The organism is Sphingomonas sp. SP3, from assembly GCF_058514305.1.
Window position 1 is genome coordinate 817,671 of record NZ_JBZSOE010000001.1, and the last position, 24,461, is coordinate 842,131.

32 protein-coding genes are annotated in these 24,461 nt (G+C 63.8%); 16 read left to right on the forward strand and 16 right to left on the reverse strand.

All coding sequences use genetic code 11. The features are described from left to right. Nucleotide 1 precedes the first annotated feature (1 nt). Nucleotides 2-676, reverse strand: coding sequence for a PilZ domain-containing protein (locus AC4K8G_RS04330; RefSeq protein WP_491732944.1), 675 nt, complete (start codon nucleotides 674-676; stop codon nucleotides 2-4). 36 nt (nucleotides 677-712) lie between these two features. Between AC4K8G_RS04330 and AC4K8G_RS04335 the strand changes: the two genes are divergently transcribed. The 3 genes from AC4K8G_RS04335 (at nucleotide 713) to AC4K8G_RS04345 (ending at nucleotide 3,207) form a co-directional block, all read left to right on the forward strand. Next, on the forward strand, nucleotides 713-1,033 hold the full coding sequence (locus tag AC4K8G_RS04335; RefSeq protein WP_491732945.1) for a GNAT family N-acetyltransferase: 321 nt from the start codon (nucleotides 713-715) through the stop codon (nucleotides 1,031-1,033). Nucleotides 1,034-1,146: 113 nt separating this feature from the next. Next, nucleotides 1,147-1,701, forward strand: coding sequence for a L,D-transpeptidase family protein (locus tag AC4K8G_RS04340; protein WP_491732946.1), 555 nt, complete (start codon nucleotides 1,147-1,149; stop codon nucleotides 1,699-1,701). Nucleotides 1,702-1,902: 201 nt separating this feature from the next. Next, entirely contained in the window at nucleotides 1,903-3,207 is a 1,305-nt protein-coding gene (locus tag AC4K8G_RS04345) for a L,D-transpeptidase family protein (RefSeq protein ID WP_491732947.1), read from the forward strand. A 77-nt stretch (nucleotides 3,208-3,284) separates the two neighbouring features. Here AC4K8G_RS04345 and AC4K8G_RS04350 read toward each other — a convergent pair whose 3' ends face one another. Next, nucleotides 3,285-3,797 (reverse strand): hemerythrin domain-containing protein, encoded by a 513-nt coding sequence (locus tag AC4K8G_RS04350; protein ID WP_491732948.1) that lies wholly within the window; start codon nucleotides 3,795-3,797, stop codon nucleotides 3,285-3,287. Nucleotides 3,798-3,892: 95 nt separating this feature from the next. On the opposite strand from AC4K8G_RS04350, the gene AC4K8G_RS04355 reads away from it, so the two are divergent. Next, on the forward strand, nucleotides 3,893-4,120 hold the full coding sequence (locus tag AC4K8G_RS04355) for a hypothetical protein (RefSeq protein WP_491732949.1): 228 nt from the start codon (nucleotides 3,893-3,895) through the stop codon (nucleotides 4,118-4,120). Here AC4K8G_RS04355 and AC4K8G_RS04360 read toward each other — a convergent pair. Further along, nucleotides 4,117-5,361 carry a serine hydrolase domain-containing protein gene (locus AC4K8G_RS04360; RefSeq protein ID WP_491732950.1) on the reverse strand — a complete coding sequence of 415 codons (1,245 nt, stop codon included), beginning with the start codon at nucleotides 5,359-5,361 and terminating at the stop codon, nucleotides 4,117-4,119. The genes AC4K8G_RS04355 and AC4K8G_RS04360 overlap by 4 nt on opposite strands. A gap of 192 nt (nucleotides 5,362-5,553) precedes the next feature. On the opposite strand from AC4K8G_RS04360, the gene AC4K8G_RS04365 reads away from it, so the two are divergent. Genes AC4K8G_RS04365 through AC4K8G_RS04380 form a run of 4 tightly spaced genes read left to right on the forward strand, consistent with a single transcriptional unit; the run spans nucleotide 5,554 to nucleotide 8,613 of the window. Next, nucleotides 5,554-5,853: a lipopolysaccharide assembly protein LapA domain-containing protein gene (locus AC4K8G_RS04365; RefSeq protein WP_491732951.1), complete on the forward strand. Its 300-nt coding sequence runs from the start codon at nucleotides 5,554-5,556 to the stop codon at nucleotides 5,851-5,853. Further along, nucleotides 5,850-6,539, forward strand: coding sequence for an orotidine-5'-phosphate decarboxylase (pyrF, locus tag AC4K8G_RS04370; protein WP_491732952.1), 690 nt, complete (start codon nucleotides 5,850-5,852; stop codon nucleotides 6,537-6,539). Before AC4K8G_RS04365 ends, pyrF begins: the two co-directional genes overlap by 4 nt. Beyond that, nucleotides 6,536-7,393, forward strand: a complete 858-nt coding sequence (gene accD, locus AC4K8G_RS04375; protein WP_491732953.1) for an acetyl-CoA carboxylase, carboxyltransferase subunit beta — start codon at nucleotides 6,536-6,538, stop codon at nucleotides 7,391-7,393. The genes pyrF and accD overlap by 4 nt, the downstream gene beginning before the upstream one ends. Continuing rightward, nucleotides 7,393-8,613 carry a bifunctional folylpolyglutamate synthase/dihydrofolate synthase gene (locus AC4K8G_RS04380; RefSeq protein ID WP_491732954.1) on the forward strand — a complete coding sequence of 407 codons (1,221 nt, stop codon included), beginning with the start codon at nucleotides 7,393-7,395 and terminating at the stop codon, nucleotides 8,611-8,613. Before accD ends, AC4K8G_RS04380 begins: the two co-directional genes overlap by 1 nt. Here AC4K8G_RS04380 and AC4K8G_RS04385 read toward each other — a convergent pair. Together AC4K8G_RS04385 and AC4K8G_RS04390 are read right to left on the reverse strand one after the other, a co-directional pair. Then, nucleotides 8,610-9,977 carry an AmpG family muropeptide MFS transporter gene (locus tag AC4K8G_RS04385; RefSeq protein ID WP_491732955.1) on the reverse strand — a complete coding sequence of 456 codons (1,368 nt, stop codon included), beginning with the start codon at nucleotides 9,975-9,977 and terminating at the stop codon, nucleotides 8,610-8,612. The genes AC4K8G_RS04380 and AC4K8G_RS04385 overlap by 4 nt on opposite strands. Nucleotides 9,978-10,037: 60 nt before the next feature. Then, nucleotides 10,038-10,469 carry a response regulator gene (locus AC4K8G_RS04390; protein ID WP_491732956.1) on the reverse strand — a complete coding sequence of 144 codons (432 nt, stop codon included), beginning with the start codon at nucleotides 10,467-10,469 and terminating at the stop codon, nucleotides 10,038-10,040. Between the two features lie 80 nt (nucleotides 10,470-10,549). Here AC4K8G_RS04390 and AC4K8G_RS04395 point away from each other — a divergent pair, with 80 nt between their 5' ends. Together AC4K8G_RS04395 and rsmD are read left to right on the forward strand one after the other, a co-directional pair. Next, nucleotides 10,550-11,293 (forward strand): pseudouridine synthase, encoded by a 744-nt coding sequence (locus tag AC4K8G_RS04395; protein ID WP_491732957.1) that lies wholly within the window; start codon nucleotides 10,550-10,552, stop codon nucleotides 11,291-11,293. Further along, a complete protein-coding gene (rsmD, locus tag AC4K8G_RS04400) occupies nucleotides 11,290-11,826 on the forward strand; it encodes a 16S rRNA (guanine(966)-N(2))-methyltransferase RsmD (protein WP_491732958.1) in 537 nt (178 codons plus the stop codon). Before AC4K8G_RS04395 ends, rsmD begins: the two co-directional genes overlap by 4 nt. On the opposite strand, the gene AC4K8G_RS04405 is transcribed toward rsmD, so the two are convergent. Next, on the reverse strand, nucleotides 11,804-12,175 hold the full coding sequence (locus AC4K8G_RS04405; RefSeq protein WP_491732959.1) for a hypothetical protein: 372 nt from the start codon (nucleotides 12,173-12,175) through the stop codon (nucleotides 11,804-11,806). The genes rsmD and AC4K8G_RS04405 overlap by 23 nt on opposite strands. A gap of 114 nt (nucleotides 12,176-12,289) precedes the next feature. Further along, the gene (gene cpdR, locus AC4K8G_RS04410) at nucleotides 12,290-12,667 is read right to left on the reverse strand and encodes a cell cycle two-component system response regulator CpdR (RefSeq protein ID WP_491732960.1); all 378 of its coding nucleotides are present in this window, start codon (nucleotides 12,665-12,667) and stop codon (nucleotides 12,290-12,292) included. 154 nt (nucleotides 12,668-12,821) lie between these two features. Here cpdR and AC4K8G_RS04415 point away from each other — a divergent pair, with 154 nt between their 5' ends. Further along, entirely contained in the window at nucleotides 12,822-13,610 is a 789-nt protein-coding gene (locus AC4K8G_RS04415) for an N-formylglutamate amidohydrolase (protein ID WP_491734408.1), read from the forward strand. Between the two features lie 2 nt (nucleotides 13,611-13,612). Here the strand turns inward: AC4K8G_RS04415 and AC4K8G_RS04420 are convergent, their stop codons facing one another. Then, nucleotides 13,613-14,404: a SapC family protein gene (locus AC4K8G_RS04420; RefSeq protein ID WP_491732961.1), complete on the reverse strand. Its 792-nt coding sequence runs from the start codon at nucleotides 14,402-14,404 to the stop codon at nucleotides 13,613-13,615. A 220-nt stretch (nucleotides 14,405-14,624) separates the two neighbouring features. Further along, nucleotides 14,625-14,978: a hypothetical protein gene (locus tag AC4K8G_RS04425; protein ID WP_491732962.1), complete on the reverse strand. Its 354-nt coding sequence runs from the start codon at nucleotides 14,976-14,978 to the stop codon at nucleotides 14,625-14,627. Between the two features lie 194 nt (nucleotides 14,979-15,172). Here AC4K8G_RS04425 and AC4K8G_RS04430 point away from each other — a divergent pair, with 194 nt between their 5' ends. Both AC4K8G_RS04430 and yghU read left to right on the forward strand, forming a co-directional pair. Continuing rightward, nucleotides 15,173-16,507 carry a DEAD/DEAH box helicase gene (locus AC4K8G_RS04430; RefSeq protein ID WP_491732963.1) on the forward strand — a complete coding sequence of 445 codons (1,335 nt, stop codon included), beginning with the start codon at nucleotides 15,173-15,175 and terminating at the stop codon, nucleotides 16,505-16,507. A gap of 77 nt (nucleotides 16,508-16,584) precedes the next feature. Then, entirely contained in the window at nucleotides 16,585-17,490 is a 906-nt protein-coding gene (gene yghU / locus AC4K8G_RS04435) for a glutathione-dependent disulfide-bond oxidoreductase (protein ID WP_491732964.1), read from the forward strand. Here the strand turns inward: yghU and tgt are convergent. After that, entirely contained in the window at nucleotides 17,487-18,614 is a 1,128-nt protein-coding gene (gene tgt / locus AC4K8G_RS04440) for a tRNA guanosine(34) transglycosylase Tgt (protein ID WP_491732965.1), read from the reverse strand. The genes yghU and tgt overlap by 4 nt on opposite strands. Nucleotides 18,615-18,767: 153 nt before the next feature. Here tgt and AC4K8G_RS04445 point away from each other — a divergent pair, with 153 nt between their 5' ends. Genes AC4K8G_RS04445 through AC4K8G_RS04455 form a run of 3 tightly spaced genes read left to right on the forward strand, consistent with a single transcriptional unit; the run spans nucleotide 18,768 to nucleotide 20,312 of the window. Beyond that, nucleotides 18,768-19,082 carry a PilZ domain-containing protein gene (locus AC4K8G_RS04445; protein WP_491732966.1) on the forward strand — a complete coding sequence of 105 codons (315 nt, stop codon included), beginning with the start codon at nucleotides 18,768-18,770 and terminating at the stop codon, nucleotides 19,080-19,082. A gap of 38 nt (nucleotides 19,083-19,120) precedes the next feature. Next, nucleotides 19,121-19,876, forward strand: a complete 756-nt coding sequence (locus tag AC4K8G_RS04450) for a TSUP family transporter (RefSeq protein WP_491732967.1) — start codon at nucleotides 19,121-19,123, stop codon at nucleotides 19,874-19,876. Between the two features lie 10 nt (nucleotides 19,877-19,886). After that, complete coding sequence (locus AC4K8G_RS04455; protein WP_491732968.1) at nucleotides 19,887-20,312, forward strand: hypothetical protein; 426 nt, start codon at nucleotides 19,887-19,889, stop codon at nucleotides 20,310-20,312. Here the strand turns inward: AC4K8G_RS04455 and queA are convergent. Genes queA through AC4K8G_RS04485 form a run of 6 tightly spaced genes read right to left on the reverse strand, consistent with a single transcriptional unit; the run spans nucleotide 20,297 to nucleotide 24,374 of the window. Further along, nucleotides 20,297-21,340 carry a tRNA preQ1(34) S-adenosylmethionine ribosyltransferase-isomerase QueA gene (queA, locus tag AC4K8G_RS04460; protein WP_491732969.1) on the reverse strand — a complete coding sequence of 348 codons (1,044 nt, stop codon included), beginning with the start codon at nucleotides 21,338-21,340 and terminating at the stop codon, nucleotides 20,297-20,299. The two genes, AC4K8G_RS04455 and queA, sit on opposite strands and share 16 nt — an antisense overlap. A gap of 12 nt (nucleotides 21,341-21,352) precedes the next feature. Then, on the reverse strand, nucleotides 21,353-21,919 hold the full coding sequence (locus tag AC4K8G_RS04465; protein WP_491732970.1) for a peptidylprolyl isomerase: 567 nt from the start codon (nucleotides 21,917-21,919) through the stop codon (nucleotides 21,353-21,355). A gap of 49 nt (nucleotides 21,920-21,968) precedes the next feature. Further along, nucleotides 21,969-22,460, reverse strand: a complete 492-nt coding sequence (coaD, locus tag AC4K8G_RS04470) for a pantetheine-phosphate adenylyltransferase (RefSeq protein ID WP_491732971.1) — start codon at nucleotides 22,458-22,460, stop codon at nucleotides 21,969-21,971. A gap of 9 nt (nucleotides 22,461-22,469) precedes the next feature. After that, nucleotides 22,470-23,384, reverse strand: coding sequence for a polyprenyl synthetase family protein (locus AC4K8G_RS04475; RefSeq protein ID WP_491732972.1), 915 nt, complete (start codon nucleotides 23,382-23,384; stop codon nucleotides 22,470-22,472). After that, nucleotides 23,374-23,625, reverse strand: coding sequence for an exodeoxyribonuclease VII small subunit (locus AC4K8G_RS04480; protein ID WP_491732973.1), 252 nt, complete (start codon nucleotides 23,623-23,625; stop codon nucleotides 23,374-23,376). The genes AC4K8G_RS04475 and AC4K8G_RS04480 overlap by 11 nt, the downstream gene beginning before the upstream one ends. 44 nt (nucleotides 23,626-23,669) lie before the next feature. Then, nucleotides 23,670-24,374, reverse strand: a complete 705-nt coding sequence (locus tag AC4K8G_RS04485) for a cell cycle transcriptional regulator TrcR (RefSeq protein WP_491732974.1) — start codon at nucleotides 24,372-24,374, stop codon at nucleotides 23,670-23,672. Nucleotides 24,375-24,461 lie beyond the last annotated feature (87 nt).

The window sequence follows — 24,461 nt, forward strand, 5'->3', positions numbered from 1 at the left end:
ATCAATTGCCGCCCTTGCGGATCACGTCGCGGACCCAGGGGATAATCGAACTCCAGCTCAATTCCTCGAAGATCTCGATCCCGACCAGCCCGTTGCGCGCCCACACGACCTCGCCCGCGGGAATGTTCAGCCCATCGACGAAAACTGAGACGTAGCTTCCAACGGCGGGAAGTCCGTCGCCTTCCAGCTGCAATCCGCGCGCCGAGATATTGCGCAGGGTAGTGCCAAGCAGGTGCTCGCCCCATTTGATATGCGCCGCGCATCGCACCTCCAGGCGCGGCATGGTCCGGCGTTCGCGCGCTTGACTGACGAGCTGACGATTGAGCAGCGCGACCACGTCGACATTGTCGTCGAACCGCACACCCAGTTCGCCGTTGCGATTCCACGCGACGCGGCCCGCTGGGCGCTGGCCCGTCCCGAGCTCGACTGCAACCCGCTCGCCGAGCGCCGGTGACAAGCCGCTTTCGACCATGGCGCCCAGCGCGCTGATCTTCCGGATCGAGCAGGGCTGGCGGGACCCGTCGGCGAAGATAGTGCCCGCGTCGAACGGGCCCTTTTCTTCGGGGGATGAATTCTCGTCGCCCCACGGAAGACGGTCGCCGACGACAAAGGTGGTCGCAGAGGAGCTTTCGGTCATTTCCAGGTCCAGCACGTGCGCAACCGCTCTGCGCTTCATCGACTAACAAGTCGCTAACGGTTACCTCAGCGCCCAATGGCCGCTGACATCTCCATTCACGACAATCCCGAAAGGCGCCGCTTCGAAGCGGACCTCGGCGACGGCAGCCTCGCCCTTGCAGATTATATTCTGCGCGACGGGAAGATCATCTTCACCCACACCGAGGTCCCGCCCGCTCACGAAGGCCAGGGGATCGGCACCGCCCTCATCCGTTTTGCTCTCAAGGCCGCTCGCGATCGGGGCTTGAAGGTTGTCCCAGTCTGCCCGTTCTTCGCCGATTATCTGCGCAAACACCCCGAGGAACAGGACCTCATCGACCCCGAGTCGTTTTTTCGTATAAACACATCAATCCATTGATATCACTATAGTTTTTTCAAACTAGGCAGCGGCGAAACAAAAGAAAGCGGGAACCCGAATCGGCCCGCGTGCATTCTCGCAGCAAAAGTCAACAGATAAATTCAGGTGCAACAATGAAAAAGCAGCTAGCCATCGTGCTCGCGCTGACGGGAACGTGCGTCTTCGGTTCTACCCTTGCTTCCACTCCGGCCTACGCGCTGGAAACCTATGAGGCCAAAATGGCGGCCAGCGATGCAGCGTCGCAGGCCCGGGTCGACATGCTCGACGCGTTCGGCCCCAAGGCGCTGAAGCCTGGTCAGTATCTTTGGCGCGATGTGCCCGGCAACGGTGCCGAGCGCGTCGTGATCAGCCTTTCTGACCAGATGGCCTACCTCTATCGGGGTGACGCATTGGTCGCGGCCTCGACCATCTCGAGCGGCAAGGACGCAAAGCCGACGCCCGACGGGATCTTCTCGATCCTGCGCAAGACCCCGATGTGGCGCTCGAAGAAGTACGACAACGCCCCGATGCCGTTCGCCCAATTCTTCGATCCGGCCGGCATCGCCCTGCACGCCGGTTTCAACCCCGGATATGCCGCAAGCCACGGCTGCATCCGCCTGCCGAGTGCCTTCGCCAAGAAGCTCTACTCGGTCACCGACGTCGGAACGCCAATCTATATCGGCGCGTAATTTGCCGAGGGCCGCGCCTCTGCACCTGGCGCGGCCCCAGTACCTTTTGGTGCACCGCAGCGAATCGCCGCTGCTTGAATTGTTCCGGGCCGAAACACATTTCTCTTTCTGTCAATAAATATTTGAACCCCTGCCTTTCTTCGGCGTTTAGGGTCTCAGGTGGGCTCGCAAGAGCCTGATATTGAATAGGAAGTTCAACCCGTGAAAAAGCGGATGCTGGCTAGCGTCGCCTGTGCGGCGCTGACGATCTTTGCTGTCCCCGCGACCGGAGCGGTCAATCCTCAGCTCCCGGCGCAGTTCTCCACCAACGCTTCGGCGGACCAGGCGGTTAGCGCGTTCTACGCGTCGCGCCGGAATGCGCCTTTGTGGCTTCGCGCCGGCGCCGATAGCTCGGCGGCGCGCGAGCTGATCGGCGTGCTTCAGCGCGCGTCGCTCGATGGGCTTTCGACCGGCCCGGCGCTGGCGGCCCAGGCGCAGGCGATGATGGCGCACGCGCAAGGCGGCGACCCGGCTGCGCTTGGCGCGGCCGATCGCTTCCTCTCGTCCGCCTTCGTGTCGTACGTCCAGGCGCTGCAGACGCCGCCGGCGGGAATGAGCTACGCCGACAATTGGGTGGCGCCGCGCCGCGACACGCCGGGCCAGATCCTCGCTCGCGCCGCCGCTGCTTCCTCGCTGCCCGCTTATGTCCGCAAGGTCTCGGACGTGAACCCGCTCTACGCGCAGCTTCGCGATGCCGCCTGGACGCAGATGCAGTCTGGCGGCTCGGTCGACCCGCGCGTCCTCACCAGCCTTGACCGGGTCCGCGATATGCCGACCCAGGACCGCTACGTGATGGTCGATACGGCCGGTGCGCGCCTGTACATGATCCAGGGCGGCCAGATCGTCGATTCGATGAAGGTTATCGTTGGCAAGGCCGATCCATCGACCCAGACGCCGATGCTCGCCAGCACCATCTATTACGCGACGCTCAACCCCTACTGGCACGTAACGCCGGAGCTGATCCGTTCGCTCATCGCCAAAAACGTCCTTGAGCAGGGCTACGGCTATCTCAAGTCCAAGGGCTATCAGGTGATGTCGCCGGACGGGGACATGCTCGATCCGGCCAAGGTCGATTGGCATGCCGTCGCCGCTGGTACGGAGAACGTCCAGGTCCGTCAGCTGCCGGGTCCGGCCAACTCGATGGGCCGGATGAAGTTCGGCTTCGCCAACTCGGCCGACATCTACCTGCATGACACGCCGTCGAAGGATCTGTTCGCGCAGGACGACCGCAACCTCAGCCATGGCTGCGTCAGGCTGGAAAATGCCGAAGCGCTCGGCCGCTGGCTGCTCGGCCGCGATCCGCAGTCGGCGTCAAGCGATCCCGAGCTCAACGTCCAGCTCCCGACCCCCGTGCCGATCTACGTCACTTACCTGACGGCCCAGGCGAACAATGGGCAGTTGAGCTTCACCGACGATGTGTACGGTCGTGATTCACAAACCGGGATCCACGTCGCCGCGATGCGCTGAGCGCGGTTCGACCCCACCAAAAAAGGCCCGCCGGCGCTGAACCGGCGGGCCTTTTTGTTGGCTGGATTGAACGCGGCTTAAGCCGAGACTTCGCTCATCGTCGTCAGCTTGGGCGTCGGAACGCCGTTCGCCTTGAACTGCTCGGTCAGCTCCTGCTTGCGCATGGCAAGCTGCTCACCCAGCGCATCCATGTCGAGCCCGGCTTTGCGCGCCTGCGCAAACAGGCCCTCTAGGCGCTTCTCTTCTTCCTCGACGTGGTGCTCGATCTCTTCGGACAGCACCTTGACCTTCGCCTCATAGAATTCGTCGTCGGGCCCGCCGGCCAGGATCTCGGCGATCAGAACCTTCGCGCCATCATGCTCGACATAGCTTTCCTTGAGCAGGTCTTCGTCGACCTTCCCCTCGCAAGCCGGGTAGAAAATCTCTTCCTCGATTTGCGCGTGAACCGAGAGGTCCAGGCAAATCTCTTCGGCGATGCTTTGCTTGCGCCCGTCGCCGGTCGCTTTCTCGAACTTTTCGAACAACGCCGCGACAGTGCGGTGATCTTCTTTCAGCAACGCAATCGCGTCCTGCTGCGTGGTCTCGGCCATTACGCATACTCCTTTGATTTGGTCTCTCGCGAAACCAACGGCGGGGAATGGATGTTCCTTCCACCGCTATGCGTAACGAGCCTGTCAAACTCCCCATGCAGCACGGCCCTGACTGGAAAGGGATCGGTTACCTGGTCTCGATCGTCAGCGTCTTCTTCCTCGGATCGATTGCCTGGCCCGGCCCCGACGAGCCCAAGTGGCATATCCTGGCCTTGGTCGTGGGCATGGCGACCTCGATCATCGGCATGGGCTTCCGCTACAAGGCGCACCTCGACGAACAGCGCGAGATCAAAAAGGCGCAGGCGGAAGCCCGGCGCAACTAGGAGCGGTCGCCGCTCCCGTTCTCAGGTTCTGAGGTGGCGCTGGCGATCGTCTCGGCCGGGAACTTGCTGTTGAGCTCGAGCCAGTCGCGGAATGGCAGGTGGTAGATCATGTCCATCACCTCGAACTCGAGCCCGCCAGGCTGGTTGGTGTTGCTGTTCCACAGAGCGACGACACCGCTTTTCTTCTGCGGGTCGAACAGGATCAGCGATCGGTAGCCGTTGATTCCTCCGCGATGCCCGACGATGCGGTGGCCGGCATATTCATAGCTTCGCCAGCCGTAGCCGTACCAGGCGGTTTGCAGGCGCTCGAGGAACTTGCGGAGGCGTCCGCGCTCGGTCGGCGTGACCACATAAGGCGCATGGATGGTGTCGAGTACCTTGCCGTCGAGCACGTCGGGCATCTCTCCCATCTGCGCTAGCATCCATAGGGACATATCTTTGATATTGCTGTTAATTCCGCCCGCGCCAGGCACCTTGTAATAGGTGTCGACCATGGGCAGCGCCTTCTTGCCGACGGTGTGGGGATGGGCCCAGCTTTTGTTGGATTCCAGGCCTCCCATCGAGACACTTCCGCTGCTCATGCCGATCGGGTTGAACAGGTAGCGCTTCACCGCTTGCTCGTAGGGCATGCCGGTCGCGCGGCTGACCATCTCGCTCGACGCGTCGTAGGCGACGTTCTGGTAATTCCAGCAAGTGCCCGGCGGGCAGACGGCGTTCAGCTGCGCCAGGCTCGCCCGTAGCAGGCTCGGGTCCTGCCCTTCCTCCAGCTTGTTGTCGTAGGCGTTGCGGTAGAGGCCGAGGCGGTGCGACAGCAGGTCGCCGACCGTCGCGCGATATTCATTCCCGGCGGGCAGCTTCAGGTCTGGCGCGTAGTTAGCGACAGGCGCCTGGAGGTTGATCTTCCCCTGCTCGGCGAGCTTGGCGACCATCGTCGCCGCAACGCCCTTGGACACCGACGCCCAACGGAACACCGTCTCCGGGGTCACCGGATCGCCCGACCCTTCGAGCGTCTCGCCATAACCCTGCAGGAACGTGATCCGGCCATTCTCGACCACGCCCACTGCGAGGCCGACCATCGACGGCTTGGTCATCAGCTGGCGCAAGCGCGTGTCGAGCAGTCGGTAATCGACGTCCCGGCGGGCATCGGTTGAAAGCGCCGCGAGCTTCAAGTCTGCGCTGGTGGGTTTTGGAGCATCCGGCGCGGCGCTGTGCGGCCGCATTGCGAACAATGAAGCGCCCATCACGAGGACGAGCGCGCCGATCCCTATCTTTTGCGTTGTTCGCAAAGCTCTTTTTCTCCCACCCGCAGCGATTGTTACGGGCACTGGCCGAAGCCTCAACGGCTCGTTTAACGCGCTTGCGACAGAGCGATTCTCCCACGCGACGAACCGCTTGCTGGCGTTGAACGCACGGCTCGCCTAAACGACCCAACCATGCACTTTCTCAAGACCGTTTTCTGGGTCCTGGTCGCAGTCATTGTCGCGCTGTTCGCCAGGGCAAATTGGTCGGATGCCACATTGAACCTGTGGGGCGACATCCAGGCCGACATCAAGATCCCGCTTCTCCTCCTGATCGCCTTCCTGATCGGCTGGCTGCCGACGTGGCTGATCCTCCGCGCGCGGATCTGGTCGCTCAACCGGCGTATCGAGGCGCTCGATCGTAACCGGGCCGCTGCGCTTCCGGTGGAGCCGGCGGCCGAAGCAGAACAAGCGGAAGCGGAGCCGGCGGAATGAGGCCGATCTTCGTCGCTCTCGACACGCCCGACGTTCATCGCGCGGCGGGCTTTGCGCGGGACCTTTGCGGACTTGCGGGCGGCATGAAGCTGGGGCTCGAGTTCTTCTGCGCCAACGGTCACGACGGCGTGCTTCGGATCGCCGAGCATGGCATGCCCATCTTCCTCGACCTGAAGCTTCACGACATCCCCAACACGGTCGGCAAGGCGGTCGAGGCCATCGCCCGCCTCTCGCCCGCAATCCTCACCGTTCATGCGGCTGGGGGAAAAGCGATGATGGCCGCGGCAAAGGCCGCCGCTCCGCCGTCGACCAAGGTCGTCGCGGTGACCGTGCTGACCAGCCTCGATGGAAGCGACTTGGCGGCGACCGGCGTCTCCGGCTCGCCGAAGGATCAGGTGAAGCGGCTCACCGAGCTGGCCGCCGAAGCGGGCATCGACGGTATCGTTTGCTCGGGCGAAGAGGTGGCTGCGGCGCGCGATATTTGGCCGGAGGGTTTCTTCGTCGTTCCCGGCGTCCGGCCCGAGGGCGGCGACGTCGCCGACCAGAAGCGCGTCGTGACGCCTTATGATGCGTTGAACGATGGCGCTTCCGTGCTGGTCATCGGCCGTCCCATTACCGCCGCAGCCGACCCCGCCCAGGCCGTGCGCGACATCGCCGCGAGTTTGCAGAGAGAGGTTTTCCCATGAGTTGGCTCAGCCGCGTTCGCAGCGGGATTCCCTTCCTCCCCAAGCGCCAGACCGCCGAGAACCTGTGGCACAAGTGCAAGAAGTGCGGGACGATGGTGTTCGTCAAAGAGTGGGAAGAAAATTACAGCGTCTGCCCGCGCTGCGACTTCCACGATCGCATCGGCCCCAACAAGCGCTTCGAGCAATTGTTCGACGCCGCTCAATTTGAAATTCTGCCCGCGCCGGAGGTCAAGGAAGACCCGCTCCGCTTCAAGGATACCAAGCGTTACACCGAGCGGCTCAAGGCCGCGCGCGCTGCCAACGGAGAGCGCGACGCCTTGGTGAACGCGCGCGGCAAGATCGACGGCCACAAGGTCATCGTCGGCGTGCAGGACTTCGCTTTCATGGGCGGGTCGATGGGTACCGCGGTTGGCGCGGCCTTCCTCGCCGGCATCCAGGCCGCGATCGAAGAGAAGGCGCCCTACATCATCTTCACCGCCTCGGGCGGCGCGCGCATGCAGGAAGCGATCCTGTCCCTCATGCAGCTTCCCCGCACGACCGTCGCCATCGCGCAGCTCAAAGAAGCGGGCTTGCCCTACATCGTGGTGCTGACCGATCCCACGACCGGCGGCGTCACCGCGTCCTACGCGATGCTCGGCGACATCCAGATGGCCGAGCCGGGTGCGCTCATCGGCTTCGCCGGCCAGCGTGTGATCGAGCAGACGATCCGCGAAAAGCTTCCGGAGGGCTTCCAGCGGGCGGAATATCTCCTCGACCACGGGATGATCGACATGGTCGTCCCGCGCTCGGAGCTGAAGGAGAAGCTGGCGCTTCTCATTTCCTACCTCGCGCCGGAGTCGAAAGCGGCAGCCTGATGGCCGACTTTGCGCGCTCGACGCATCCCCGTGTCCAGGCGCAGCTCGACCGGCTCCAGATGATGTCGCCTTCGGGCGACCGCTTGGGGCTGGAGCGGGTCGCCGCGCTTCTCGACCGGCTCGGTCGGCCGCAGGACGGGCTGCCGCCCGTCTTCCACGTCTCCGGGACCAACGGCAAAGGCTCGACGGTCGCGTTTCTCCGCTCCGCGCTCGAAGCCTCGGGCTACGCGGTCCACGTCTTCACCAGCCCGCACCTCGTCCGCTTCAATGAGCGGATCCGTGTCGCCGGCCGCCTGATCGAAGACGAGCCGCTCGCCGAATTGCTGACCGAAGTGCTGAACGCGAGCGATGACATCGAGCCGAGCTTCTTCGAGGTCGCAACCGTGGTTGCCTTGCTCGCTTTCGCCCGCGCCCCGGCCGACGCGTGCATCCTCGAAGTGGGTCTCGGCGGCCGATTGGACGCGACCAACATCATCGAGCGGCCGCTCGTGACCGGCGTCGCGAGTCTCGGCCTCGACCATGAGCAATTCCTCGGGTCGGACATCGCCTCCATCGCCCGCGAAAAGGCGGGTATCGCGAAGAAGGGTGTGCCCCTCGTGTCGCTGGCCCAGCCGGCTGAAGCCGAGGCAGCGATCGCTGAAGTCGCCGCGGAACGCGGTGCGCCATTGCTTCTCGAAGGCCGCGATTGGCGGGTCGATGACGCACTGGTGCCCAATCTTGCCGGCTATCATCAGGTTCGCAATGCCAACCTCGCCTGGCAGATGCTTCAGGCCCAGGGCGACATTCCCGCCTCCCGCGAGGCGTTCGAGCAGGGCCTTCGCCAGGCGCGCTGGCCGGCGCGGTTCGAGAGGCTCGGTCCGGGCCCGCTCGCCGGCCGCGCCGAGACCTGGATCGACGGCGCCCACAATGGCGATGCCGCGCGGGCCCTCGCCGCTATCCTCGAACAGCGCGGCCCGATGCATCTCGTCCTCGGCATCCTTGCCAACAAGGAAGCGGAAGAGATCGTGGCTCCGCTTGCGCCGCATGCACTTTCGCTGACCTTCGTCCCGGTGCCGGACCATCCGCATCACGATCCGCAAGCGCTCGCAGCCAACTTCGGTGGCCGCGCTGCGACCAGTCTCGAACAGGCCCTTTCGGGTCTCGCGGCCCCTCGCCTGGTTGCCGGCTCCCTTTACCTGGCGGGCGCGGCGCTCGCTGCCAATGAAGAAGTGCCCGCCTAGCGCTTGCTCGGCTTGTCCTGCGGGTGCTTGGACCTCACGTCCCCCTCGCCTTCCTTGCCCGCGTCGCCGATCGATTCATCGATCAGCCCGGCCTTCAGCATGTAGGCGTAGAGAAACACGCCCGGCAGCGCGATCACCGTCGTGAGCAGGTAGAAGTTTACGTAGCCGAGGTTCTCGATGAGCGCGCCCGCGGTCGTCCCAGTCAGGAACCTGCCCACAATCGCCGCGGCGGCCGATAGCAGCGCGAACTGCGTTGCGGTATACCTGAGGTTGCACAGTGCGGAGAGGTAGGCGACGACGACCACGCCGCCGATGCCGCTGGCGAAATTCTCGAAGCCGATGGCGAAGGCAAGCACGGGCATCGAGTGCCCCGCTGCCGCAAGCCCCGCGAAACTGAGGTTGGATATCGCCATCATGATCAGGCTGACGAGCACCGATCGCTTCATCCCGATCTTGGCGTAGAGTACACCGCCAACGAAGATACCGACCAACAGGGCGAAGAAACCGACCCACACGTCCCCGAACAGGATTTCGCCCTTGGTGAACCCCAGGCCGACCAGCAGGTCGCGGATCATGAGGTTGGCCATCGTGTCTCCGATCTTGTGGATCAGGACGAACAGCAGGACCAGGAATGCGCCTTCGCGCTTCAGGAAGTCGGCCAGCGGACCCCAGAACGCCTCGAGCGCCGCCTTCGCGCCATGAATCGGCTTGGGGTCGCGGTGGCGCTTGGGTTCTCCCATGAACAGCGACGCGAGCGGTCCAACGAAGGCGAGCGGGATGCAGGCGAGATATCCCGCGGTCCAGCTGCTTCGTGCCGCAACGAACAGGGCGATCGAAGCGGCGAAGAAGGCCCCCAAGCGCCAACCGTACTGCGACATGCCCGACCCAACGCCCAGTTGGCGCGGCTCGAGGATTTCGATCCGGTAAGCGTCGATGACAATGTCGAATGTCGCCCCCGCGACGCCGAGCAGCAGAGCACCGATTACGACGGAGCGAATGTCGTTGACGGGGTCCGCGGTCCCGAGGACCACGACGGCGGCGGCAACCAGGCTACCGGCTAGCCAGAGCCAGCTCCGACGCTGCCCGAACGTTCGTGAACCGGGCAATTGAACTCGGTCGACCAGCGGCGCCCACAGCCATTTGAAACTGTAGACCAGCAACGCGAGCGCAAAGGCGGAGATGGACTTTTTCTCGATGCCGGCTTCGGACAGCCGTTGCGTCAGCGTCGCGGCGAGGAGCGCGAAGGGAAAGCCAGAAGATATGCCAAGGAACAGCGCTGTTAGCGGTGCGCTTTCGATGTAAGGCCTGACGCCTGCAGGGACTACGCTGCGCCAGCCCGTTGAATCGCCCGCCTTGCTCGCCATGCCGCTGCCTCCCGCCTGTGGCGAGCGATCCTAGCAGCCGTTCGTTCGCTGGCTAGTCCGTTACTCGCTGATCACGATGAACAGCTCGAGGCCCTTCGGCGCCTTCACTTTTTCACCCTGCAGGTGGCGGTCCACGCACTCGATCGCCTTGCACAGCTGGCGCTCGCTATAGGGCTTGAGCAAGCATCCGACCGCGATTTCCGATGCTCCAGGATAAGGGTGGCCGGTCGCGAACAAGGTCGGGACACCCTTCTTCTTGGCGGTCTCCGCCAGGTGAATCCCGGTCTGGTCGTCGCGAAGCCGGACATCGCTGAGGATCAGGTGCACTTCTTCGCGCTCGAGCACCCTGAGCGCTTCGTCGAGATCGTCGACCGTCGCCACGATCTCATAACCGGCATCGCCGAGCATGTTCTCGTTGTCGAACGCAGTCAGCGGCTCATCCTCGACGATGAGGATCCGCTTGACGACCTGCTTACGCTTCCCGAACAGCATCAAATCTCCAAGCCATGACCAAACCTCCGCAACGAACTACACGGCGTCCAGTGCCGAAGCAGCGCAAAGGCGGTCGCCCTGTGCCCGCCGCGCCACAAGAAACGGGTGGGCCGCAGCGCATCGCCAAGCTGCTCGCGCGCGCTGGAGTCGCTTCTCGCCGCGAGGTTGAGCGCATGATCGCCGAAGGACGCATCGCGCTCAATGGGGAAAAGCTCACCACTCCTGCAACCCTGCTGGAAAATCTCGAGGGCGTGACCTTTGACGGCCGGCCCGTACGCCCGGCGAAGGCGACGCGCCTCTATCGTTTCTACAAGCCGACCGGGACGCTGACCGCCGAGCGCGACCCAAAGGGACGACCGACCATTTACGACCGGCTGCCAAAAGGGCTGCCGCGCCTCGTGCCCGTCGGGCGCCTCGACTACATGACCGAAGGCCTGCTGCTCCTCACCAACGACGGCGAGCTCAAGCGCCAACTCGAGCTTCCGCGGACCGGTGTCATTCGCTCCTACCGGGCGCGGGCGTTCGGCCACGTCACCCAGGCACAGCTCGAAAAGCTTGCCGAAGGCATCACGATCGAGGGCATTCATTACGGATCGATCGACGCCAATCTCGAGCGGCGGACGGGGCGCAATTGCTGGATCGAGATGAGCCTTACTGAGGGCAAAAACCGCGAGGTGCGGCGTGTGCTCGCCCACCTCGGTCTTCAGGTCTCGCGACTGATCCGAACATCCTACGGGCCGCTGACCCTGGCCAGCTTGGAGCCGGGCGCTGTGGACGAAGTTGATCGCGGCATGCTCGAAGAATTCCGCAAGAGCCTCAAGTGAGGATTATCGCCGGGTCATGGCGCGGCCGTGCGCTCGAAGCGCCCGCGGGAATGACCACCCGGCCCACCGCCGACCGAACCCGGGAGACCTTGTTCTCGATGCTTGCCTCGCGGCTGGGCAACTTCGAGGATCTGCGTGTCGCGGACCTGTTCGCCGGCTCCGGCGCGCTCGGCTTTGAGGCGCTGTCCAGGGGCGCATCGCACGCGACCTTCGTCGAGAACAATTCTGCAGCGATCGCCGCGATCCGCCGTAACGCGGCCAAGCTCGGCGCGGACGAGCGAGTTCGCCTCATCGCCAGTTCAGCGCTGTCTTTGCCCTCGTCCGACCCGTTCGACCTGATCCTCGCCGATCCGCCCTACGCACCCGGTGCCGGCACAGCCGTCGTAGCGGCAATGGCCCAGGCGAACTGGCTAGCACCAGGCGGATGGATGAGCATCGAGACGGCTCGCGACGACGTCGAGCCCGGCCCGTTTCAGATCGAGGCAACGCGCACCGTGGGCCGCGCGCAGCTTACGCTTTTGCGCCGCCCTTAGCTTTCGACGCCTTTCGGATCTCGTCGAATTCGTTGCCGAGGCGACGCCCGATCGCGGCCGCTGCCGCCTTGCCCGCCTCTTTGACAGCCTTCCCGGCGCGTTTGCCACGCGTACCGCCACCGCCGCTGGCGAAGCCATGCTCGGCGAGCGACGCGAGAGCCGCCGTTGCGGCCACGGCGACCAATTCCGCCACCAACGGACTCTGAAGCAGCTTCAGGAGCGAATCGCCCATCGATTCCTGCGATTTGCCGCCGCCGCCGCTGCTCGTCGTCGTCCGCTTGGCAACGGCCCGCGACTTGGAGCCGGCCTTGGCTCCGCCAGATGATTTGTTAGTCGCCTTCTTCGCCATATCGTTCTCCTGTCCTTCTGTTGGGACACTCAACTCATTCGCGCGCACGCGTTTCCGCGCCGGTCGCGTTTATAGGAGAAAATGAGAAAAACCGGGCGAGTGCGCTCAGTCGGCTCAAAGGCGCCCGTGCTGGTCCTCGGTCTGGAACATGCGGTCGACCTCCATCACCAGGTCCTTCAGGTGGAAGGGCTTGGACAGGAGCTTCGCCTCGGGCGCCGTGCGCCCGCCTTGGAGCGCGACGGCGGCAAAGCCGGTGATGAACATCACGCGGATATTGGGGTCGATCGCGCTCGCCTTTTGGGCCAACTCGATACCGTCCATTTCGGGCATGACGATGTCGGTAAGCAGCAGATCGAACTGCTCTTTTTCCAGAAGCGGCATCGCTTCGGTGCCGCAGCCGACGGCTTCGACCTCATAGCCGACCCGCTGCAGCGCGCGCTGCAGATACTCCCGCATCGACGTATCGTCTTCCGCCAGAAGGATTCTCGCCATGACTTATCTATGCTCTGTTCAAATGCGTTTTGCCAGAAGCGAATAACGCGTTCGCGCGTTGCAGTGCCCCAATACGAGTCCTAAACTGGCACGAAATTTAACCGTGACGCCGCTTTCTCCCCCAATCATCCATCAGCCGCGTGGGTCGTTGCCCGTGCTTCTGTCGGTGCCCCATTCGGGCCGTGACTATCCCCACTGGCTCGTGGAGATGGCCTCCGACGGCAGGCCGTCCCTGGCGACCCTCGAGGACCCGCTCGTGGACCGGCTGGTGTGGCGCGCGCTTCAGCGGGGGTGCGGCGCCGTGATCGCCACTACCCCTCGCGCCGCCGTCGACTGCAATCGAGCCGAAGATGAAATAGACCCCGCAGTGATCGATGGGCCTCGCAGGGGGCGCATGACCGCCCGCGCGCGTGGCGGCCTTGGTATCGTCCCTGCGCGGACGCAGCATCACGGCTACTTGTGGCGCCGGGCAGTGTCGCCGGTCCAACTGGAGCAGAGGCTCGAGCAGGCGCACCGCCCCTACCACCGGGCGATCGAGGACCTCATCTCGCTGATGATGGACCGGTTCGGAACCGTCCTACTGCTCGACTGCCACTCGATGCCGCCGCCGCCGGCCGGCGTCGGGCAAATCGTGGTTGGAGACTGCCGCGGCCGCAGCGCTGATGGCTGGCTCAGCCGAAATGCGATTGCGATTGCGACGCGGCACGGCTTCTCGACCGGCCTCAATGATCCATTCGCCGGCGGGCATGTGATCGACCGTCACGGCCGTCCGGAGCGGGGTATCCACGCCCTTCAGCTGGAAATCGACCGCAGCTGCTACCTCGGCGCCGGCCTCAAAGCCCCGGGCGCGGGTTTCGACCGCGTCGCCTCACTGGTCGATGCAATCGCGGTCGAATTGGGTGAAGAGCTGCTCGGCCGGCGGTTCGCGACGGCGGCCGAATAGCCTCAGGCGTCAGCGTCCGCCGGTTGCGGCGCCGGGACCGGCGCCTTGCCTTGCTTCATCTGACGCCCGAACACGTCGCGCATCTGCGTGAGCGAGAACAGGTGGGCGAAGATAAGCGGCAGCATGCCGTTCTGGTTCATGCGACGAAGCTCGTCGCCGCGAAGCTCGCGCAGCTTGTCTTCGTCGACCATGCGGAAGCCGCGATAGATGAACGGCTGCTCGTAGCCTTCCGGCTGGATGGCGACTTCGCCGTCCATCAGCAGGTCGCTCTTGACCAGCTCTTCCATGAACGCGGTCGTCCGCTGGCCCGCAGCCTCAAACTGCTCGCAGAACTCCAGGATCGCGAGGGTCGCCTTGGTCGGTTGCTCGCCGTCGAACAGCGCCTCGCCTTCCTTGAAGTCGCCGACCGCATTGGCGGTCGGATCAAAGCACAGCGACAGTTCATCGCTGTCCGGGCGAATCTTGGCGAGGAGGAACGGGTAGCGGCGGATGTAGGCCGGAATATAGAGCGATGGGTCCATCGCCTTGCCGTCTTCCTCCAGGAACACGTTCACATTTTCATTCAGGCCCATGAGCGCGATCGGAATCGGCTTCTCGCCGATCGAGAACACGATCGGATAATGCCGCTGGACGAGCGAGAACTCGTCGACGGTCAGCGGGATGGCGTGGGTCTTGGCGACCTCGCTCATGTCCAGGACCGGGCGGACCTTCATCTTCCCGTGCTGCGTGACGTTCAACGGCTCGATGCCGCGGTAGAAAATCGGTAGGCCTTGGTTCGGGGCGGCAGTCGCCATCCTAATTCTCTCCTGGGGACCGGGCTTACTGGCTGCGCGGTCGCGCTGGCCTGCCGTAAAGTAATGCGTGGGCGCATCTATTGGCCTTGCGCAAATTAGGCAAGCGCTCGCAAACACCTAGCTTCGTTTCGCAGCAGGCCGCGCAGTTCATTGATTATTCAACGCAGCGCTGCGAAGCCCGGCCAACCATGTCGGCGACCAAGTGACTCCGGGGGCATTTCTAGGCCTGCTGCCGTTCCTGCTCGGCATTCTTGCCGCGCAGCCGGCTGCCGTTGGCCAGTCGGTTACGAGGCTCGTTATCCAGGACGAGATCATTCTCCGCGTGCCGGTTCAGCCGCATCCCGTTGTGCCGCAGATCGAGTGGGTCGAACACAAGGGGCCGAAATGCATCCCCGTTGCGGCAATTCGCCGCGCGCTCCTGTTCGGTGACGACGAGGTCGATTTCGTGCTTGCAAATCGTGCGCGGGTTCGGGCCAAGTTCGACGAAGGCTGTCCGGCTTTGGATTTCTATGGGAATTTTTACCTTCAGCCACGAGACGATCTGCAGCTCTGCGCTAAACGGGACGCCATCCATTCGCGCATGGGCGGAAGCTGCTCGATCGAGCGCTTCAAGCTCCTGGAGCCGCGTTTGAAGCGCCAGTGAGCCTTGGAATCTGCGGTCGGCGCCCCCACATTTCTTGACAATCCACAGGTCGTCGGCGAAGCCCTCGCTGCACTTGCCGCACAGGCCGAAAGAAGCCGCGGCCCCATTTTTCAACCGGAACTTGAATGACTTTCGCCGACCTCGGCCTTTCAGACGAATTGCTCCGCGCCGTTGGCGATAGCGGCTACGACGACCCGACTCCGATTCAGCGCGCCGCCATCCCGTCCGTGCTGATGGGCAAGGACCTCATCGGAATTGCCCAGACCGGCACCGGCAAAACCGCGGGCTTCGTGCTGCCGATGATCGACATTCTTCACGAAGGCCGCAGCCGCGCGCGAATGCCGCGCTCCCTGATCCTCGAGCCGACGCGCGAGCTGGCGATGCAGGTCGCCGAGAATTTCGACAAATACGGAAAATACCACCCGCTCTCGATGGCGCTGCTCATGGGCGGCGTGCAAATGGGTGACCAGGTGAAGGCGCTCGAGAAGGGTGTCGATGTACTGATCGCCACGCCGGGGCGCCTGATGGACCTGTTCGGGCGCGGCAAGATCATGCTCACCGACTGCAAGCTCTTGGTCATCGACGAAGCCGACCGAATGCTCGACATGGGCTTCATCCCCGACATCGAGGAAATCTGCTCGAAGCTGCCGAAGAACCGCCAGACCTTGCTCTTTTCTGCGACCATGCCGCCGCCGATCCAGAAGCTGGCGTCGAAATTCCTGACCGACCCGAAGCGTGTCGAGGTGGCCCGACCGGCTACCGCCAACGTCAATATTGAGCAGCGCTTGATCGAGGTTCGCGCCGACAAGAAGAAGGACGCGCTCCGCGAGATCCTGCGCCACGAGGAATTCAAGAACGCGATCGTCTTCTCGAACCGTAAGACCACGGTTCGGGAATTGACCAGCGCTCTCAAGCGGTCGGGTTTCGCTGTCGGTCAGATCCAGGGCGACATGGACCAGTCACAGCGGATCGCTGAGTTCGAGCGCTTCAAGAACAATGACATCAACATCCTCGTCGCATCGGACGTCGCCGCCCGTGGCCTCGACGTGAAAGGCGTGAGCCACGTCATCAACTTCGACGTTCCGTGGCAGCCCGACGATTACGTGCACCGGATTGGTCGCACGGGCCGCGCCGGGATGAAGGGCATCGCGATCACGCTTGCGACCAAGGCCGACGGCGAAGCGATCGATCGCATCGAAAAGCTCACAGGACAGAAAATCCAGCGCGTCGGCGCCGTGGAGAAGCCCTCGAAGCCATTGGCGGGCCCGGCGGAATCGCCAGAGCCACCAAAGCCATCGTCGCGCAGGGAGCCGAAGCGCGGGGCGAAGCCGGTCGCGGCGGAACCCAGGAGCAGGCCAAAGCGCGATGATCGCGCACCCGAGCGCACGCCTGTTGTCGAGGACATCCAGTCCGAATGGAACGGCCCGCTGCCGAGCTTTCTTTCGCGGAGCGCCGGGTAGGCACATCACTGTTGCTGGAAAGCATTTTCGCCAGTTCCTAGCTCTCTTTCCGGCTGGGAACGCGAAGGAATGTGTGCATGACCGATAGCAATTACGTTTTGCCCAAAGTCTGGTCCTGGGAGCAGCCGAGCGGCGGCCAGTTCGCAAGCATCAACCGCCCGATCGCCGGCGCCACGCACGAGCATGAGCTTCCGGTCGGGAAGCATCCGTTCCAGCTCTATTCGCTCGCCACGCCCAACGGCCAGAAGGTCGGGATCATGTTCGAGGAGCTGCTGGAAAAGGGGCATTCGGGCGCTGAATATGACGCCTGGCCGATCCGGATCGGTGATGGCGACCAGTTCGGCAGCGGTTTCGTCGAGATAAACCCAAATTCGAAGATCCCCGCCCTGCTAGACCGCAGCGGCTCCGAGCCCGTCCGCATCTTCGAAAGCGGCGCCATCCTCGTCTACCTCGCCGAAAAGTTTGGAGAGTTCCTGCCCAAATCAGGACCGGCGCGCGCGGAAACTTTGTCCTGGCTGTTCTGGCAGATGGGCAGCGCGCCCTTCCTCGGCGGCGGCTTCGGCCATTTCTTCGCTTATGCGCCGGTGAAAATCGAATATGCGATCAATCGCTATGCGATGGAGGCGAAGCGGCAGTTCGATGTCCTGAACCGGCGCCTCGCCGACCACGAATATATCGCCGGCAAGGACTATTCGATCGCGGATATCGCCATCTGGCCGTGGTACGGCGGGGTTGCCCTCGGCCGCAATTATCCTGGCGCGGCCGAATTCCTCGCAACCCACGAATATGAGCATGTGATGCGTTGGGCGCGCGCGATCGATGCCCGGCCGGCGGTCAGGCGTGGCCGCATCGTCAACAAGCTGACCGGCGACCCGTCGGAGCAGCTGCACGAACGGCACGACGCCCGCGACTTCGCGCTGCGCACGCAGGACAAACTGATTGCGGTCGACGAAAGCGAAGGCGTGAAGGACGACGCGATCTAATCGTTGCCGCGATAGCGCTGCAGGAATTCGTTCGCGAAAACCTGCAGCCGCTTGCCCGCGATCACGTCGCGCAGCGCCTGCATGAGCCTTTGGTAGAACCAGAGATTATGCTGAGTCATCAGCATGGAGCCTAGGATCTCACCGGATTTCACCAGGTGATGGACGTAAGCGCGTTCGAACTGGGTGCAGGCGGGGCATGGGCAGCCCCGCTCGATGGGATCGCGATCCTCGGCGAAGCGCGCATTCCGCAGGTTTAGTGGGCCATCCAGCGTGAACGCCTGCCCCGTTCTTCCCGACCGGGTCGGGAGGACGCAGTCGAACATGTCGATCCCGCGCACTACCGCGCCGACGATGTCGTCAGGCTTGCCGACCCCCATCAGGTAACGCGGCTGGTCGGCCGGCAGCATCTCGGCCGCGAAGTCGAGGCAGCCCAACATCGCTTTCTGGCCCTCGCCGACCGCAAGGCCGCCGACGGCGTAACCGTCGAACCCAATCTCGATCAGCGCTTCGGCCGAGGCCTGGCGCATGCCTTGGTCGAGCGCGCCCTGCTGAATCCCGAAAATCGCGGCGCGGCTCGCATGCTCACCACCACGGTAGAACTCTGCGCGCGATCGCTTCGCCCAGCGCATTGAACGCTCCATCGCCTCGCGTTGCTGCTCGGCTGTCGACGTGGTCGGGACAAGCTCATCGAACGCCATGGCGATATCGGATCCCAGCAGCCGCTGGATCTCGATCGACCGCTCGGGCGTCAGCATATGCGTGCTGCCGTCCAGGTGGCTCTTGAACCGGACGCCATCCTCACTCGTCTTGGTGAGCTCGGACAGGCTCATCACCTGGTAACCGCCACTGTCGGTCAGGATTGGACGCTCCCAACCCATGAACTTGTGCAATCCGCCGAGCTTCGCGACCCGCTCGGCGCCCGGACGAAGCATCAAGTGATAGGTGTTGCCGAGGATGATGTCGGCGCCCGACGCCCGCACCTCTTCCGGGCGCATGGCCTTGACCGTTGCCGCCGTCCCGACCGGCATGAACGCTGGTGTGCGGATTTCACCCCGTTCCATGGCGATCACGCCCGTTCGCGCCGCGAGGTCGGTTGCGTGAATGTCGAAGGAAAAGCGGCTCATCGGGCTGTCCGATTAGCGGCTTTGCCCGACCTCGCAAGCCGACCATCCTCCCTGGTCAACGAAGGAGGTCAATGCGCCGGTAACCAACTTCCTCAATTCGATCCTCATCAGAAGAGCCGAGGAAGGTCCAAATTGGTTAGGATTCATCGGACCATGGCGACGATGGCTAAGGATGTGCAGGCCGCCCGCAAGGGTGAACGTCGCCGCGTGCTGATGCGCGGTACGGTTTTTAGCCCCGCCGGCGCGCATGTGGTCTGGATCCGCGACATTTCCAGCGATGGCGCGCTGGTCGCGGGCGATGACCCGCTGCCGAACGACTGCGACGTGGTCTTCAAGCGCGGATCGATCTTCGCGGCCGGCCACATTGCCTGGTCGAACGAGACGGGCGCCGGAATCAAATTCTATCGCGACCTTGCGGACTGCGACGTCGCCTCCGCCGAGCTTCCGCTCCCAAACCGGGACGACTAACGCTCGCCCACGCCGATCGCTCTGGTTAGAGCGATCTCATGCTCGATGCCTGGACCTTCGTTGCGCTGACCGGTGTTGCCGTCGTTGCTGGGTTCATCGACTCAATCGCCGGTGGTGGAGGCCTCCTCGTCATCCCGGCTTTCCTGTGGGCGGGCGTGCAGCCGCTTTTTGCGCTCGGTACGAACAAGCTTCAATCTGTCTGCGGAACCGCGATCGCGCTTCGGAATTACCACCGCTCGGGCCTCGTCGAATGGCACCCCAACCGCCTCACGGTCGCGCTCGCTTTCGCTGGCTCGCTGATCGGCGCGCTGGTCATCCAACTCATCCAGACGCGCCTTCTGAATCTGATCATTCCCCTGCTGCTGGTGGTGTCGGCCCTTTATGTCCTGCTGTCGCCACGAATGACGGACGAAGACGCCCATCACCGCGTGACGTCGAAGGGATATGCACCCATCGGGGCAGCGATCGGCTTCTATGACGGCTTCTTCGGTCCCGGCGCCGGCACCTTTTACACGACGAGTCTGGTCGGATTGCGCGGCTACGGGCTGACCAAGGCGACCGCGCTTACGAAACTGGTCAACTTGGCCAGCGCCACGGCGAGCCTGATCATGTTCGCAATCGGCGGCCATCTCTATTGGGCATTGGGACTGTGCATGGCCGCTGGAGCGATGCTCGGCGGCTGGCTCGGATCGCATTCGGCACTTCGCCACGGGGCGCGATTGATCCGGCCCCTGCTGATTGTGATTTCGCTCAGCCTGACGGCCAAGCTTTTGTGGGGTTATTTTTCAGGTTAATCTGCCCTGCATGAAGGCTTTGGCGACTATCGCCATGGGGGCGCTGGCGACCGCCTCGAGCGCATTAGCGGCGCCACCTCACTGCCCGTTCCGCGAGCCCGGCCACTTCCCGTGGGCAGCCGAGCTTCCGACGATGGTCGAAGGCGACCTGTGGGCGTGGATCTACCTCGATCTCGACAAGTCCGGTGAGCCGATCCGTTGTTACATGGGAGAGAATAATATGCCGGCCCCGGAAACGCGGTCCAAGGTCTGCCGAAGCTTTGTTGCCAACTGGAAGGCGGCGCCACTCATGAAGGATGGCAAGGCGGTTGCGGGAACGACCCGGCGCTACTTCACGATCATGGGCCGGCGCCACGGAAAGCTGTTCGAAGAAGCGCGGAAGCGCTGGCTCGCGGCTCATCCGACCGAATCGCCGGCCTGTTACGAAGACGGCTGAACGCTCGGCAGCAGCAGGCTCGAATCGCCGTAGCTGTAGAACCGGTACCCGGTTGCGATTGCGTGCTCGTACGCGGCTTTCATCACGTCTAGGCCCATCAGGGCACTGACGAGCATGAACAGGGTCGATTTCGGCAAGTGGAAGTTGGTGATGAGTCCGTCGATCGCCTTGAAGCGATAGCCGGGCGTGATGAAGATCGCGGTGTCACCATCGAAGGGCATGATCGTCCCGTCTTGGTCTGCCGCGCTTTCGAGCAGCCGCAAGCTGGTGGTTCCCACTGCGATCAGCCGTCGGCCCGATGATCGCGCCGCGTTCAGCTGCTGAGCGGTTGCCGCGTCGATCCTGCCCCATTCGGCATGCATCTGGTGATCGGTCGTGTCCGCCGCTTTTACCGGGAGGAAGGTCCCCGCGCCGACATGAAGCGTCAACGTCTCGCGGGCGACGCCCCGCGCATCCAGTGCCTCCAGCAACCGCGGAGTGAAATGCAGCGCGGCCGTAGGCGCCGCCACCGCGCCCTCCTCGCGCGCAAACATCGTCTGATAATCGGCGCGATCCTCGTCATCGGCGTTACGCTTCGACGCGATGTACGGCGGGAGCGGCATTCGCCCGGCGCGTTCCAGCAGCAATTCCACCGGCTCGTGCCCGTGAAAATGCAGGAGCGCCGATCCATCCGCTGATTTCTCCGAAACCGCCGCGGTGACCCCCACGCCAAAGTCGACGATGTCGCCCTCCCTGACGCGCTTGGCATTCCGCAGGAACGCCCGCCACTCCCTTGGCCCTTCGCGCTTGTGCAAGGTCGCGCCGATCCGCGCCTCACCCCTCATGCCCTCGAGCTGGGCAGGGATTACTTTGGTGTCGTTGAACACCAGCACATCTCCCGGCCGCAGGAGATCGGGAAGGTCGAGCATTTGCCGGTCAGAGATTCGATCGCCCCCGACCACCAGCAGGCGCGCGCTGTCGCGAGGTCGCGCCGGGCGCAACGCAATCCGGTTTTGCGGAAGTTCGAAATCGAAAAGGTCGACGCGCATTTGTGCCGGCGCTTAGCCGCCGAGGTACGCCCTCACAATTTTCGTGGGATCGGCGGGCGGTTCGCCGGGCGCAATCTTGTCCACCGCGTCCATGCCGGAAATCACCCGGCCCATCACGGTGTAGTCATTGTCGAGGCTCGAATTGGGCGCGAACATGATGAAAAACTGGCTGTTCGCGCTGTCGGGGGACTGCGCCCTCGCCGCGCCAACCGTCCCGCGGAGGAAGGGCACGCTAGTGAACTCGGCCTTGATGTCGGGTAGGTCCGATCCACCTTCGCCCGTGCCCTTCGGGTCCCCGCCCTGCGCCATGAAGCCCGGGATCACGCGATGGAAAGTTAGCCCGTCGTAGAAGCCGCGGCGCACAAGGGTCTGGATTTGCGCAATATGGTGCGGCGCAAGGTCGGGCCGGAGCAGGATCACCACGGTCCCGCCGTTCGACAGCTCCAGCGTCAGCTTGTTAGCCGGGTTGGCCGCAACTTCCGGCGGCGCGACGATGGCCGGTGCTGGAACAGGCGCAGGTGCCGCCGCGGCGAGGACAAACGCAGCCAGCGGCAGCGCCAGTACGAACTTACTAAGCATGATCCTCCCCGAGCGACGCGCTCCGCCTACTGACCTTGGATCGCTGACGCTAGCGTGAACCGCCGTTCAAATGACGCCTAACGTCCTGAGCGACCGCGGGAGTTACGAACTTGTCGATGGCCCCGCCGAACCGGGCGATTTCCTTGACCAGCTTGGACGCGATGGGTTGCAGCGATACGTCGGCCATCAGGAAGACGGTTTCGATATTGTCGTTCAGCTGCTGGTTCATGCCGGCCATCTGGAACTCATATTCGAAGTCGGCGACGGCCCGCAGGCCGCGCAGGATCGCGGTCGCCCCCTGTGCTTCGGCAAAGTCCATCAGCAGCGAATCGAACTCGACCACCTCGATATTGCCGGGGATGTCCGCGACTTCGCGGCTGACCATCGCCAGCCGATCGGCGACGGAGAACATCGGGTCCTTGGTTGGGTTGGTGGTGACGCCGATCACCAGCTTATCGACGAGGTGAGCGCCCCGCCGGATGATATCGAGGTGGCCCAGAGTGACCGGGTCGAACGTGCCTGGATAGACCGCAACCTTCATTCTGCCCCCTTAGTGATCGCGCTCGATAGCGAAACGGGCGATGGCGCGCAGCAAATCCGCCTCACCGCCGTGACCGGAAAGATGCTCGATGGCTTGGGTGACCAGCACTCCTGCCTGTTGGCGGGCGCGCTCTTCGCCAAGCAGCGAAACGAAGGTTGCCTTGCCGGCCGGCGCATCCTTCCCCGTCCGCTTTCCGGCCGCGGCTTCATCACCGCTGTGGTCAATCAGGTCGTCGGCGATCTGGAATGCCAGGCCGATGTTGCGCGCATAGCCTCGATAGGGCGTCCGGGCGTCGCCCTGCAGCTTCGCCATGATGCAAGCCGATTCGACCGAATATTCGATGAGCGCACCCGTCTTCAGCTGCTGCAGCCGGGTGATCGAAGAAAGGTCGAGTTCCCGGCCTTCGGACGCGAGGTCCATCATCTGGCCGCCGGCCATCCCGGCCGGACCGACAGCGCGTGCAAGTTCCACGACGAGGTCCGAACGCACCCAAGGGTCTTCGTGTGTCGCAGGATGTGCAACGATCTCGAATGCCAGCGCGTGCAGACTGTCGCCCGCAAGAACGGCCTCCGCCTCGCCGAAAACCTTGTGAACCGTCGGCCTGCCCCGCCGAAGGTCAGCATCATCCATGCACGGCAGGTCGTCGTGGATCAGCGAGTAAACGTGGATCGCCTCGATCGCGCAACCGACCCGCAGTGCACGCTGCGGATCGATCCCGAACAGCCGGGATGCGGCAATGGTGAGCAATGGGCGAAGCCGCTTTCCACCGCCGATCGCGGCATGGCGCATGGCTTCGTAAAGTCCGTCGCGGCTGTCGCCCGGCCCGGCCAATAATCCGGCAAAGAAGTCATCGACGTCGGCCGATACTCGTCCTGCCTCCACATCGAGGTCGGTCGCGAGCCGGTCGATGGTATCAGTCGGCATCGAAAGGTTTCAGCCCCGCCGGCTTGCCGTCGCTGGAAAAGGCGACTTGCTCGATCCGTGCCTGAGCCTCTTTGAGCCGCGCTTCGCAGTGGCGTTTGAGCCGGTCGCCCTCTTGGTAAAGCTCGATCGACTTATCGAGCGGCGCCTCGCCCTTTTCGAGCGTGCGAACGATCTCCTCGAGGCGCTGGAGGGCTGCCTCGAAGCTTAATTGGCTGACGTCGGTATCGGCTGTGGTGGCCATGGCTTGGGTTCTGACCCTCGCAAAGGCTCAAATCAAGGCGGCGGCTATTCGACCGGCGTGTTCTTGAACGGGTCGCGAATGCCCGGAACCACCTCGTCGACCACCGCTTCGCCCTCGGCTGCCGCCAGGGCTGCCTCGGCGTCACGGACATGCTGCTCGCGCTCGGCGCGGAGTTGCTCGATCAGTGCCTCGCGGTCACCTTCGAAGCGGGTATCGGTCGGAGCCGGGACGCCAGCTGCTTTCGCCGCTTTTGCAACCGCGGCGTCCAGCTCGCGCTGCGTTGTCAGGCCGAGCGTCACCGGATCCTTCGGCGTGATATTCGCCATGTTCCAGTGAGTCCGGTCGCGGATCGCCGCGATGGTCGTGCGCGTCGTACCGATCAGCTTGCTGATCTGGCCATCGCTGACTTCGGGGTGATTCTTGATGATCCAGGCGATGCCGTCGGGCTTGTCCTGACGCTTGCTGACCGGCGTGTAGCGCGGACCGCGAGTGCGGCGGACCGCCTCCGGCGCCTTCCACATCTGGAGCACGTAATCCGGGTCATTTTGACCCTTTTCGATTTCTTCGTGCGTGAGTTCGCCGGCGCGCACGGGGTCGCGACCGGTGAGCTTGGTCGCCGCCGTGTCGTCGGCAATCGCCTGCACTTCAAGGATGTGCAGGCCGCAGAATTCGGCGATCTGCCCGAACGTCAGCGAGCTGTTTTCGACCAGCCAGGCAGCGGTCGCATGGGGCATCAGGGGCTGGGCCACTGGAATCCTCCGGGATTAAAAATGAATTGGGCCGCCCCTCTCGGAGCGGCCGGCTTGGGGGCGATGTAAACTTCAGCCACGGTTCGG